This is a genomic window from Streptomyces sp. V4I8 (genome assembly GCF_041261225.1).
In the GTDB taxonomy this organism is placed as follows: Bacteria; Actinomycetota; Actinomycetes; order Streptomycetales; family Streptomycetaceae; genus Streptomyces.
On sequence record NZ_JBGCCN010000001.1, the window covers coordinates 4,520,471 to 4,533,280 of the forward strand.

Below are 12,810 nucleotides of genomic sequence, written 5' to 3' on the forward strand. Positions count from 1 at the left end.
CTGTTTCTTTTGCAGTTACGAGCTGACGGCCGGCTCGTATTCCGAGACGAGTATCCGCTTGAGAACTTTTCCGCTGGTTCCCAACGGGAGAGCGTCGGTGAACTCGACTCGCCGAGGGTACTTATATGCGGCGAGACGCTGTTTGCCCCATTCGATGATCTCGTCATCCGATCCAGCGGTGACGTCCTCGGGCCGGGCAGGCACGACAATCGCCCAGACCTCCTCACCGAGCTCAGGGTGCGGAACACCGATGACCGCCACCTGCGCCACGGCCGGATGCCCGACGAGGATCTCCTCGATTTCGCGCGGATAGACGTTGTAGCCGCCGCGAAGAATCAAGTCCTTCTTACGGCCCACAACGGAAAGGTAGCCGTCGCCGTCCAGCCTGCCGAGATCGCCGGTAAGGAACCAGCCGTCGATCAAAACCTCGGCGGTGATATCCGGGCGACCGAGATATCCGGCCATGACGTTCGGACCGCGCACCACGATCTCGCCCACCTCACCGACCGGCAGGAGATCGACCCTGTCGGCATTCGGCCGGGCTATACCGACAGTGATGCCGGTGATCGGAACACCGACTGTTCCGGATCGAAAAGTCACGCCAGGATAGTGATATGCGACGCTGCAGGAGGTCTCGGTCATCCCGTAGCCCTCGTACACAGGACATCCGAACGTGCTTCGGACCTCTTCGAGGGTCTTGACCGGAAGCGCCGATCCCCCGCTGTACACGCGGTCGAGTCGAGGAACCTGCTCCCCCTGGGCCACCGCGTCGAGCAACTTGACATACATGGTCGGCACGCCCATGAACACCGTGCATCGGTGTTCCGTCATCAGCGCGAGGGCCTCCCGCCCGGAGAACCTCGGCATCATGACGATGGATATACCGGCGCGGAAGCCAGTCAGCATGCCGCAGATCTGACCGAAGCCGTGCGACAGCGGCAGACACCCGAGCAATACGTCGTCACTCCGGAACATGTACGGAGTGGTGACCATCCTCTCGACGTTGTACAGAATGTTCCGGTGGGTGAGCATCACCCCTTTCGGCTCACCCGTCGTACCGGACGTGTAGAACACGACTGCGACATCGTCGGGTTCCCGCACCGCGGACTCGTCGATCGGCGCCGTGTCCTGTGCCGCGTTCTCCAGGTCGACAGTGCCCGCGGGGCCTGGGCCGACGGTGAGGAGCACGGTGCCGAGCGGCTCCGCCGCCTCTCTCGCCTGGGCGAGCAAGAAGGCGGCGCACACCAGAAAACGGGCGTCGGCATCGGTCAGTACGTGATCGATCTCCGACGCGGTCGACATGACGTTCAGCGGGACCGCGACGGCGCCGGCCGCCAGCACGCCGAAGTACACGACGGGAAACTGCGGGGTGTCGACCAGGAGCATGGCGACCCGGTCTCCTGGCCGTACCCCGTTGGCTCGCAGCACGGCGGCGTAGCGACGTGCCTGTTCCCACAGCCACCCGTAGGTGAAGTGCTCGGACTCGTGGATCACGGCCGAGTGGTCGGGTCGCTGCGCCGCGGTGTCGGCCAGCACGCCTGCAACGGACATGGTCATCCGGCGGTGCGGGCGCCGCCACCGCGGAGCTCGGACGTGGACCAGTCCCGGGCACTCGCGGTCGGGATGTTCAGTTCCGTCCAGATCCCATGAAGGGCGTCGGCGAAGGTCTCGACATCCTTCTGATCGTGCACGGCAGACGGAGCGATCCGCAGGATCTCCTCGCCCGCGGGCACGCTGGGGGCGTTGATGGACTGGACGTAGATCCCGTGCTGCTCGAACAGCAGCTGGGACGCCCGCTTGCACAGATCGTCATCACCGACGAAGGCCGCAACGATATGGGAGTCCGTCGAGATGAACGGGATGTCGGCCTCGATCAGAAGGCTGTGCAGAAGCCGCGCGTTCTCCGAGAGAGCCTTTCGCTCGACATCGGAGGACCGCAGGTACTGAACCGACGCCAGCGCAGCGGCCGCGACCGCCGGCGGCGGCGAGGTGGTGAAGACGAACGAGCGCGAATAGGTCCGCACCGCGTCCACGAGGGCCGCCGGTCCCGCGATGTAGCCGCCGACCGTCCCGTACCCCTTTGCCAAGGTGCCCATCACGACCGTGAACCGGTCGGCGATGCCTTCCCGCGCGGCGATGCCGGCGCCCTGCGGGCCGTACATACCGACCGCGTGGACCTCGTCGATGAAGGTCGTGGCACCGTACTTGTCCGCGATGTCGGCGATCTCGGCGAGCGGCGCAACGTTGCCCGTCATGGAATAGACCGATTCCACGACGATGAGCTTCGGGCAGTCGGCGGGAGCGGCCGCGATCAGTTCTTCCAGGTGGGCGACGTCGTTGTGCCTGAAGATGTGCTTCTTCGCGCCGCTGTGCCGGAGACCGTCGATGATCGAGGCGTGGTTCTTCGCATCGGAAAATACGACGGTGTCTTTCGGCAGCCCCGCCAGCACGGAGAGCGATCCCTCGTTGGCCGTGTATCCCGATGTGAAAAGGAGAGCGGATTCCTTGCCGTGCAGATCCGCCAGCTCATTTTCGAGAAGGACGTGATAGTGGTTGGTTCCACCGATGTTCCGGGAACCTCCGGAGCCTACGCCATGGCTATCTATCGCGGCTTGCATGGCCGCGATGGCCTGGCGATTCTGGCCCATTCCCAGATAGTCGTTGCTGCACCAGACGCTTACTTCCGAATCCACCCCGTCCTGCCGCGCAGTGGCCATGGGGTAATCACCGGAACGGCGGCCGATCTCCAGGAACTCGCGCTTGCTTCCAGCAAGATCGTCAGCGGTTGTCCCACTCAGGTATGACGCCAGGTGAACGTTCATTCACTCGCCTTCTCGACGTAGCGGTTGGATTGACCTGCGAACCGAAAGGTCTACGCTAGGAAAATTGAGATTTCAGGAGCACCTTGTCGGGCTTGCCGTTGCTGTTCATCGGCAGAGCGCTCAAGACGTGTATCTTCTCGGGCACGTGAATCGGGGACAGTTCCTCAGCAATCCTCGCGCGGATGTTTTCCACCTCGACCACCTCAGCCGGATCGCATTCGATCGCGGCATGGATGTGCTCGCTTCCATCCTCGTCCTGCACACCGTAGACGGCGGCGTGCCGGACACCCGGGTGGGCAAGAATTTCCGCCTCGAGAACTATGGGATGAACCTTGACGCCACCGACCTTGATGACGTGGGCCACCCGGCCCAAAAGAGTCAGATAGCCTCGCTCGTCGAAACGGCCGATATCTCCGGTGAAATACCAGCCGTCACGAATAACTCGTGCAGTCAGTTCCGGTTGGCCGTTATAGGCGTCCATCATCTGAGGCGAGCGGACGCGAACCTCACCGATTTCCCCAGCCGCCAGTTGCGCACCCGAGTCCGAGTTGCAGACAACGACCTCCACCTCGGGGAAGGGCCGACCTACCGTGGCCGCGAGCTCCGGATCGCCGTGCTCCTGAGGTGTCAGGATCGTGATCCGACCGCTCTCACTCGTGGCATACCCCTGCGCCAGAGCAGGGCCGAAAAGCTGAAAAGCCTGTGCAATTCTCGCGGGTGCCGCGGGGCTGCCGCCGTAGACGATCCGCCTCAGCGAAGACAGGCCCGCAGCTTCCACAGCGGCAGTGTCATGGATTCCTTGCTCGGCCAGATGGTCGATGAGTTGGAACACGTGATTCGTCGCCATGAACGTCCACGAGACCTCCTTCTCCGCGGAGACGGTGTCCACGAACTTCTCGGCATCGAAGCTCTCATGGAGATAGAGCGCTCCGCCCAGGGCGAAGACTGCGTCCACCATCGTGGCGACGCCATGACTCAGAGGAGTCGACACCAGGATCGATGCACAGTCGTATTCACGACCGACGCCCATCCATGCACGCATCGTGGCTTCCCATGCGCGGCCCGACAGCCGGATGCCCTTGGGCCGGCCGGTGCTGCCACTCGTGAAGCCGATGAAGGCCAGCGCATCCGGATCCCATGACACGGCGTCCGGAGTGTCGGCATCATCGACCCGGCCGACCTCGCTGCGTTCCCCATCCTGAACTCGCGTTACGGGGAGCCCACTACCATCAGCGAGCTCTGTCGCGCGCTCCGAACTCTCGGCATCGGCATAGACGGTCACGGCTTCGGTTTCGCGCAGGATCTGGATCTGGTGATCCAGCGGAAGGACCGTTGTCCTGGTACCAGGGTTAGTGGTTCGCAGATAGCACACGGCGCCGCCGAGCAGATGTGTCGCGTACCGCACGGTGAGCATCTCAGGGCTGTTGGGGGCGACGAGAACCGCCACCACATCCCCCTTGCCCACTCCGCGGTTGCGCAGCGCAAGGAATGATTCCGTCACGGACCGGATCAGGTCGCCACCGGAGAAGGCTTCGCCACGCCAATGAACGACATCTCGATCCGGCGTGGCTGCAAGCAGCGAGAGGATCTCCGAGACATAACTTCGACTTGCGCTCCACCAATGCTCAGGCAGGCTCATGGGACCTTCCTTTAACCTAGCCAACTATCACGACGTCATCCAATTGGGCGTTCAATCTTCACCATGCAATTGAAGTAAGCGGTAGATCGTTCGACTGGCTACAACGGAGTGTCGGAAGGCATCCCGATCGGGGTAGCCGTTCGGTGCGCGTGCCGGACGGCCACCCAGGGCGTCGGTGTTCTCGATGGAGGTGACCGTGGTCCGGGAGGGTGTGGAAGAGCTCGAGTCCCGGGTGGCCGAGTCGGTTCGCCCAACTCGCCCTGGACCTCGATCCATCGCGTGACTTCTGATCACGGGTGTCGGGCGGGTCCGGGGTGGTCCTTCGGGTGCGGGCAGCACGGTGTGCGGGGTGGCCGTCCGCACGGTGCCGCGCCACTCCCTTCTCGTACGCCTGCTCCAGCGCGACCTTCTTGGTCACGGCGGTCGGCGTACGGAAGCTGCAGGCGTCCACAGCTCATGGTTTCCCGGCACTCGGCACCGGAGGGCCCAGCAGACGCGTGCGAGCCGGGGGCCGGCGGTTCGGCGGTTCGGCGGTTCGGCGAAGGGAACGTGCCCTTCGAAGCGAAGCTGGTCGAGGTGACGGGCCCCAGTGAGCAGGCAGGTCGGCAATTCCACCCCGGACAGCGTGATCGAGGTGCCGCACTCCCGGGGAACGCCCGCTGGGCGCTGGTCACCAAGACCCTGAACGAGGACGGGAAGCTCGTCAAAGGCGGGATCGCGATCCCGAAGCGGCACGGCGACGACACGCAGTACGTGGTCGAGGGCGGCGCCGGGGTGGCACATCCTGCGCGACCTCGTCCCCTACCAGGACCTCGGTCCCGATCACTTCACCAACCGGCTGGGCAAGGAACGCCACACCCGCCGCCTGATCGCCCAACTCGCCGCCCTCGGCCTCGATGTCACCGTCACCCCGCGTGCCAAGAGGGCAACCTGACATGCCAACCCGCAGTGAACGAAGACTTGTTGCACCCTCCGATTTACCCAGAGGAGGGGTAACTCGCCGGCGGGGTCACGGCCCCCAGCACCACATCTCCCTACGGGGAGCAGGCCTCTGCCGCCGCGAAGGCCCCGATCGACCACCCAGGCACGTGGCACGATCTGGGCATGCCACGCAGTACAACGACAAGCACCCTTTGTACTACGTAGCGGACGGAGACTGGCCGGAGGTCATCCTGACCCACGACGCCCCACTGAGCGCCCACTGCGGGCTGATCCTCGCCAGCGGCCTGAACCGCACCATGCGCTCCCGCAAGCTCTCGCTTCGCGGACTGGCCGGCGTGGCCCGTGTCGCGCATTCCATCGTCGCCCGAGTCCTCAACGGCGACGTCCTGCCAGACATCGGCACCCTCACGGCTGGAGGACGCACTCGACCATCAGCTCTGGCCCGGCCCCGCAGCGATCCGCGCTTCGGTATCAGCCAGGCGGCAGGTGATCCGACCCGACGCGCTCCGCGGAGAAGGGGCGGCGACGGTCACTCCGCCACCTGAAACGACCTCGGCTCCACGTCCGCCACGGAACGGACAAACCGAGCCTCCGACCACGCGCAGACCGAGACGGACACCAACCGACCCTGCGAGGAAAACTGCAGGTCAACCCCTTCGCAACACCCCAGCCCCCGTACTCCACACCACTGCTCCGCCCCGATCCGCTACGCTGTTCACGTCAGCGGTCAGGTCGCGCCAGATGTCCGCCCGGGAAACCGTGGCGAGCACCAGCGCACCCCCACTGACCAGCGGGCTTGTACATCTCGGCTGAAGATCCACTCGCTGGGTTTTCTCCAAGATTTTTTACAAGCCCCTGCCTTTGCCTTCGTAGCTCAGGGGATAGAGCACCGCTCTCCTAAAGCGGGTGTCGCAGGTTCGAATCCTGCCGGGGGCACAGAGGAACACCTGGTCAAAGGCTCTTCCGTCCGACGGACGGGAGGGCTTTTGCGCCCGTGGCACACATCGGTGCGCGCGGACGTTGGAGATCTGTCGCGGATGTGCGGTCCTGAGACGCAGGTAGCCGAAGCGCGGCGCAACTATCCCGCGGCCAGGGGCGCAGAATTGAGTTCGCGTATCAACTGCGGGGTGAGCAGTTCGCCGGCGCGGTCGGCGAGGACGGCCATTTCGTAGCCGACCAGGCCGACGTCGCATCCCTCGGCGGCGAGGACGCCGAGACAGCTGCCGTCGCGGATGCGACCGACCATGAGGAAGCCTCCGAGCATTTCGATCATGACGAGCTTCATGCCGTGGAAGCCGTGTGTCGTCGCCGCGTTCTGGGCGAGGCTGGTGATGCCGGAGACGACGGCGGCCAGGTGGTCGGCCCGATCTCGGCCGAGGCCGTCCGAGGCGGCCATGAGCAGGCCGTCGGAGGAGACGGCGACAGCGTCGGTGACGCCGTCGGTGGTACGTGCGAACTCCGAGATGAGCCAGCCGAAACTCTGGACGGCGGTGGTCACGATGACACTCCTTGTGTGCTTCGGGCCTCGGCGCGGGCGACACCTGCTCGGAAGCCGTTGAGGAGGGTGGAGACAGCGGGCTTGGCGGGCGGGGGTGTGGTGGAGGGGTCCTGTGCGGGGGCGAGCAGCCGGCCGGGAAGGACAAGGAGTGCGGACAGGCCGCCGCCGGTGGTGTCGAAGAGGTGGACTTGCGCGCCTTCACCGAGGCGGTGGGCGAGTCGGCCGACGACGAGGTGACCGAGGAACCGGGTGGGTGCGGCGAGGAAAGCCTCCTCACCGGAGTCGGAGAGGCGGGCGTTGGCGCGTTCCTTGTCGGCTTCGGACATGCCGACGCCGTGGTCGACGACGGCGAAGCTGTACGTGTCGTCCTCAGCGTCGTACCAGCCGTGCACCTCGACCGGTTCGGTCGGTGGCGAGAAGATCAACCCGTTCTCGATGAGTTCGGCAAGGAGGTGGGCGACATCGGCGACGGCGTGCCCGCGCACCCGTACCGGCTCCACGGTCGCGATCAGGACCCGACGGTACTGCTCCACCTCGGCGACGGCGGCCTGGACGACCTCCAGGCCGCCGGAAGGTGCTGCCGTGGGCCGCGGCGGATTCTGCCCGGCAAGGACCAGCAGGCTTTCGGCATTGCGCCGCATACGGGTGGCGAGGTGGTCGAGCTCGAAGAGCTCGGCGAGGGCGTCCGGGTCGAGTTCCTGCCGTTCCAGGCGGCTGATGAGGCTGAGCTGACGACGCACGAGGTTCTGGTTGCGGCGGCCGAGATTGGCGAGCGATTCGGTGGTGTTGCGGCGCAGGCCGGCCTGCTGGGCGGCCAGGTGGAGGGCGGTGTGTTCCACCTGCTCCAGGGACGCGGCGACCTCCGCGATCTCCGCCGCACCGCCCAGCAGCCGTGAACCTGGGTTCTCCCGCGCGTCCGCCGACGGGAGAAGCTCGACGTGGTCCTGCGGGGACTGCTGGATACGGGCGACGGTTGCGGGCAGCCGGTGCCGCGCCACGTCGTGGGCGGCCTCGGCGAGTGCGCTGAGCGGGCGCGTGAGGGAACGTGAGGCGAAGGCGGCGAGGCCGGCGACGAGGGCGGCCATGAGCGTTCCCGCGACGAGATAGGCGGCGAGGCCCAGCTCGGCGTCGCGGCTGAGCCGGTCGGCCCGGTCCCGTACGTCGTCGCCGACCGACCGCTGGACGGCGTACAGATCGTCGACGAGTACGGTCATCGCGTCCCACCAGGTGCCGGCGTCGGCGCGCAGGGCGGAGCCGTCGGCGGTGCCTTCCGCTTTATTCTCGTAGGCGGTGGCGCGTTCGGCGTCCTCGGTGCCGAAGGCGTTCTCCAGGGCAGCGCGCTGGGGTGCGGTGGCGACCTGCCGGAAGCGGGCGAGGGCGGCGACGCGCGTGGCGCGCACCTCGGTGAAGGCGAGGTACTCGCGGCCGTGGAAGGCACCCTCGGCGAACACGCCGTTGAGGAGACCGCGTTCGAGAGCTACAGACTCCTTGGCCGCAGCCAGTTCCCTCAACGCCGCCAGGCTGTCGCTCAGTTGACGGTCGGCGCGCGTCGCGGTCTCCGCCACCGGGTCGACGGCGTTGAGAGCGTTGACGGCGGTGGTGTAGAAGGCAAGGGTGGCGGTCCGGTCGGCGGTGTCCCTGTCGGCAGCGGTGTCCGTGTCAGCGGCGGCGCGGATGGCGGCGAGGCGCCGTAAGTGCCGCTGGATGACATCCTCTACGGCGCTTTCAGGGCGCATTGCGCGCAACGCCGTGTCAACGCGCTTGCGAGTAGCTGCCAGCGGTGAGCGGAACCTCTCTTCACCGCCCAACAGGCCGTTTGTCAGGCCGCGTTCGCGTTGCAGCTGGTGTACCAGCGCCTGGACCCGCAGGCTGAGGCCGACCTCGGCACGGGTCGTCCGGGCGTCGCCGAGGGCCTCGGCGCGGCCGTACACGGCCAGACCGGCCACCACCAGCAGCAAGCAGATCGGAACCGTGATGACCACCGCCACACGGCCTCTGATGCTGCGCCAGCCAGGCATCGGCCGGCGGCCGGGAGCCGCTTGGCCGCCGTGGCTGCGCCCGGCACCGCCCCTGCCGAGAATGCCCTTGCCGATTGCGCCGAGCCTGCCGAGCGACGGCCGAGATGGCGTCCACACCCTCATAGTCACGAAGCTAGCGCGACCGCCGTAGCGGCCGGTTTCCGACCTGTTAGCCCTCGTGGGAACTTCAGTTGCGCCGCCCTCACACCGCAGGCCAGGCGAGTGTGACCGCGCAGGACAGGTGTTCGGCGTCAGAGGCAAGCGGTGTCGGCAGCGCCCTCTGCCCAGCGCATCAGGGCGGTTGGTCGGCCTACCGCATGGCCCGGCGCGATCAGCGGGAGTGTTCGCCGGCTCGCCGTGCATCCACGGCCCGATCGGACGGGACGCCAAGTGCGTACGACGGCCCGTCGATCGACCCCTCCAGGGCGAAGGTCCCGATCGACCCTCCGGGCGTGCGCTTCGTCATGTTCGAGAACGGTCCGGCTCGACCGGGTTCTGCGGAGGGGCGCGATGCAGAGGGCGGGCAGTGACACGGCACGACGGCGGCGGCTCTTGGGGCCCGCGCCCTAGGCCGGCAGGCTCTGTCAGAGCTCTGCGGCCTGGGCAGGGCGTGCCTCGCCTGATCGGAGCAGGCAGCAGCCCGCCCTACTGTCCGCGCTGCGGCTGGCCGTGCCATGCAGCCATCTGGGCGCACTACCCGCACCAGTTGAGTACAGAAGAGGCCTGCTCGGTGTCAGCGTCGGGTTCGTCGCATCAGGGCCCGGGCCAGTCCAGGCACAGAACGGTGGCATCGTCGCGTGGGTCGTGGTTCGTGGTCTTCAGGACGGCTTCGGTGAAGACACGCACGGCATCGCGCGGGTGCAAGTCGCCGGTCTGCTCGATCAGATCGCGCAGGCCGAAGTCAGTGCCGTGGGGTTCCAGCATGCCGTCGGTAAGGAGGACCAGGCGGTCGCCCGGACGTAGGTCGAGGCTCTGGACGCGGTACCCCGGGTGCGGTGTGATGCCGAAGGGCAAGTCGACCAGGGGGGCGATCTCCTGGACCTTCCCGTTACGCAGGCGCAACGGCCAGACGTGGCCGGCGTTGACGAAGGTGGTGTGGCCGGTGTCGAGAGCGACACGTAGCAGTTGACCGGTGACCATGGCTTGGCCGCCGTGCTTGGCGATGGCCTGATGCACCTGCTCGGTTTGGTCGGAGACGGCCTGATGGGCCTGGCCGGCGTAGTGGGCGACCGCCCGATTGGCGTCCTCGGCCTGGGCGGCCAGGTCGGCGCCCGCCCGCCGGGCGTTGCGCAGGGCGGCGACGACCACAGTGGCCAGCAGTGCGGCCTGCACGTCGTGGCCCATGGCATCGGTGAGGGACAGGTGCAGGGCGCGATGGTCGAGGATGTAGTCGAAGGTGTCCCCGCCGATGTCGTGGGCCGGTTCCAGCGCACCGGCGACGGTGAACCGGCCGGCATCGCAGGTGAAGGAATCGGGTAGCAGGCGGTGCTGGATCTCGGCTGCCAGGGACAGCGGTGTGGTGCGCCGGCCCCATTCATACAGATCGGTGAAGCGGCGGTTAACGATCACCACGTAGGCCAGAGCGTGGGCGGCCTCAGAGATGAGTTGTGCGGTCTGCCGGTCGGGAGGAGCGGGCAAGACCAGCTCCAGCACACCGATCGCGTCCCCACGGTCGGTCACCGGCGCAAGGACCCGGACCGCGGCCGACCTGGCTTCTCCCGCCCGCTTACCGACCTCCATCTGCACTTGCTGGGAGCGGATCACCTGGTCGTAGACGGTGCCCGACAGCTCGATCTGCTTTGGGAATCCCCTGTCACCCTTAACAGCCGCCCCGGTCAGCCGTACGAGAGCTTTGCCACCGAGGTCCGTGATCAGGAAGGACACCTCGACCGCGGCAATCTGCTTTTGCAGGACCCGTGCCATCACGGCGACCGAGTCCACCGGCGACGCCTCCTCCACCGACGACAGCAAGCCGCCCAACCAAGATCCTTTATCAGCCACGTTCTGCGCCTCTCTCGTCGGCATCACGGACTCGCCGGACGACGGGCCCAGGCACCTCCTGGTCACCAATGCTTGAGCCGCCACTGAGTACGCGCTTTTTGTCCGCAATATTCCTAGCGTATCCCCGCCCACCTCGGCCGACCCATGCGCCACAGTCGACCCGAGCTACCCGTCAGCGACCCGGGGCGGCATGTATGACCGGCGGGTGCCAGCGGCCCATGTCGATGAGGTCCTCACCCACGCGGCGGACCTGAGCTGCGGTGACCTCGGCGACGTCGTCGGCCGGTCCCAGCCGCAGCGCGTCCAGGATCTGGCACCACGAGGTCCGGCCCGACTCCAGCGCGGCGACGAACGAGTACGGCCAGCCGGGCACGAACTGGTCCGAGGAGCGTCCACTGCGGCCGTAGACGTGACAGAACAGGCGGTCCGGGCTGGTCGGCGCGTCCGGACGGAGCCAGTGGGTGACGTCCACCGCGAGGACCAGGCGTCCGTCGGCGGCCTCGGGTTGCGGCAGCCGGGCCAGCACCTGCCGCAGTCGCGGCACCTCGACGTTCCCGCAGTTGAGCGCCTCATGGCGCTGCGGGATCTTGAGCGCTATATGGGTGTCGTCGGCGCCGAGGTCCGGATGCCGCTGGGGGAACCGTGGCGGGTCGGCAAGCACCCTTACGGCCGCTCGGCGCTATTGACTGCGGCGGCCTGTTTGAAGGGCTTCTACCTGCACCAGGCATCCCTTGGCGTCAACGGTGAGCTCGGCAAGAAGCTCGATGCGTCCCGGCTGCCGTCGTGTGTGGACCGGCGTCGTTCATTCCTCGGGCCCGTGAAGTCCGCGTTGCCCGCGAACCCGCTCGCGCCGAAGGGCCCGCACCGACGGCACCCGAAGATGCTCCCCGATGGGGCCCGGGAGAGGCTGCTGACGGTGGTGAACTCGGCCCGGGACCGGCTGGTGGTCACCTGGCTCGCGGACGGAGGCTTGAGGATCGGCGAGCTCTGCGGGCTCCACCTAGTCGATCTGCACTTGCGCGAGAACGCGGCCTGCGGCCAATGCCCCCCCCACACACGTCCACGTCTGCCACCGGCCTGGCAATCCGAACCGGGCCGAGGCGAAGACCAAGCACGAATGGCGCATCGAGGGCGGGACGGTGACCGGTGGGTTGATCAAGCGGGTCAGCCCGGCGATGGTGCACACCTACTTCGACTACCTCACCGGGGGCGAGTATCCGCGCGGGCAGGCCGGGCACGGGATGCTTCTCGTGCAGTTGCGCGGCGCGAACATCGGGCAGCCGTGGGCGCCGGTTGGGGCCCACCGGATGCTTGGCCGGGCGGGGAAACGCGCCGGTCTGGGACTTGTGAAGCCTCACGCCTTCCGGCATTCCTTTACCTCGGCCGTTCTCGACGCCGCCGACGGCAATCTGCTGATCGCCCGGGACGCCGGCGGCTGGGCCTCGGCCACGATGGTCGACGAGATCTATGGGCACGTCGACGTCCACGACCCGGATTCGTGCTTCGAGCAGCTGCGCCACGGCTTCATCTCGCCGCCCGGCCTGGGTCAGCCCTCGGGTCACGTCAACGAGGTGCAGGGCGCGGCGCTCCCGGGGCAGGGCGCGCATGGCACGCTGGTCCGGCTGCTGAACGGCGACGAGTTCGAGAGCCCCCGCGTCGAACTGGCCCGACCCTGGTGGTGCGGGACAGCACGGCCCGTCTCGGCTGACGCCTCGGCACCCTTGAGGTGTACGAGGGCGAGGAGTCGGCCCGGACGACTTCGAGAGCCCCGAAGCGCGCACGTTCACCGAACGACGACTGCTGTGGGCGAGCCGCCAACCACCCGTTGATCGCCCGGTGTTGACACCCCTCCTGCCCCCTCCTACATTCCCGTTCGAAAGTCAGAATGAT

General features: G+C 67.1%; 8 protein-coding genes, 1 tRNA gene and 1 pseudogene. 3 read left to right on the forward strand and 7 right to left on the reverse strand.

Annotation, left to right across the window (positions count from 1 at the left end):
* Positions 1-15: 15 nt before the first annotated feature.
* The 3 genes from ABIE67_RS20325 to ABIE67_RS20335 are packed head-to-tail and all read right to left on the reverse strand — an operon-like array spanning position 16 to position 4,461.
* On the reverse strand, positions 16-1,557 hold the full coding sequence (locus tag ABIE67_RS20325; RefSeq protein WP_370259262.1) for a long-chain fatty acid--CoA ligase: 1,542 nt from the start codon (positions 1,555-1,557) through the stop codon (positions 16-18).
* Positions 1,554-2,822 (reverse strand): 5-aminolevulinate synthase, encoded by a 1,269-nt coding sequence (gene hemA / locus ABIE67_RS20330; protein ID WP_370259263.1) that lies wholly within the window; start codon positions 2,820-2,822, stop codon positions 1,554-1,556. The genes ABIE67_RS20325 and hemA overlap by 4 nt, the downstream gene beginning before the upstream one ends.
* Positions 2,823-2,877: 55 nt before the next feature.
* Positions 2,878-4,461, reverse strand: a complete 1,584-nt coding sequence (locus tag ABIE67_RS20335; RefSeq protein WP_370259264.1) for a class I adenylate-forming enzyme family protein — start codon at positions 4,459-4,461, stop codon at positions 2,878-2,880.
* Positions 4,462-5,549: 1,088 nt separating this feature from the next.
* On the opposite strand from ABIE67_RS20335, the gene ABIE67_RS20340 reads away from it, so the two are divergent.
* Positions 5,550-5,948 (forward strand): hypothetical protein, encoded by a 399-nt coding sequence (locus ABIE67_RS20340; RefSeq protein WP_370259265.1) that lies wholly within the window; start codon positions 5,550-5,552, stop codon positions 5,946-5,948.
* Positions 5,949-6,266: 318 nt separating this feature from the next.
* Positions 6,267-6,339, forward strand: a tRNA-Arg gene (locus ABIE67_RS20345).
* A gap of 142 nt (positions 6,340-6,481) precedes the next feature.
* On the opposite strand, the gene ABIE67_RS20350 is transcribed toward ABIE67_RS20345, so the two are convergent.
* The 4 genes and pseudogenes from ABIE67_RS20350 to ABIE67_RS20365 form a co-directional block, all read right to left on the reverse strand.
* Positions 6,482-6,901, reverse strand: a complete 420-nt coding sequence (locus ABIE67_RS20350; RefSeq protein WP_370259266.1) for a roadblock/LC7 domain-containing protein — start codon at positions 6,899-6,901, stop codon at positions 6,482-6,484.
* Entirely contained in the window at positions 6,898-8,883 is a 1,986-nt protein-coding gene (locus ABIE67_RS20355) for a nitrate- and nitrite sensing domain-containing protein (RefSeq protein WP_370259267.1), read from the reverse strand. The genes ABIE67_RS20350 and ABIE67_RS20355 overlap by 4 nt, the downstream gene beginning before the upstream one ends.
* Before the next feature lie 789 nt (positions 8,884-9,672).
* Positions 9,673-10,899 (reverse strand): PP2C family protein-serine/threonine phosphatase, encoded by a 1,227-nt coding sequence (locus ABIE67_RS20360; protein ID WP_370259268.1) that lies wholly within the window; start codon positions 10,897-10,899, stop codon positions 9,673-9,675.
* 226 nt (positions 10,900-11,125) lie between these two features.
* Positions 11,126-11,494, reverse strand: a pseudogene (locus ABIE67_RS20365) (transposase); the annotation flags it as partial.
* A gap of 565 nt (positions 11,495-12,059) precedes the next feature.
* On the opposite strand from ABIE67_RS20365, the gene ABIE67_RS20370 reads away from it, so the two are divergent.
* Entirely contained in the window at positions 12,060-12,749 is a 690-nt protein-coding gene (locus ABIE67_RS20370; RefSeq protein WP_370259269.1) for a hypothetical protein, read from the forward strand.
* Positions 12,750-12,810 lie beyond the last annotated feature (61 nt).

Bases quoted from the DNA above. Each gene is read 5' to 3' on its own strand.
- ABIE67_RS20325 (WP_370259262.1), bottom strand. From the start codon at position 1,557: ATGACCATGTCCGTTGCAGGCGTGCTGGCCGACACCGCGGCGCAGCGA.
- ABIE67_RS20335 (WP_370259264.1), bottom strand. From the start codon at position 4,461: ATGAGCCTGCCTGAGCATTGGTGGAGCGCAAGTCGAAGTTATGTCTCG.
- hemA (WP_370259263.1), bottom strand. From the start codon at position 2,822: ATGAACGTTCACCTGGCGTCATACCTGAGTGGGACAACCGCTGACGAT.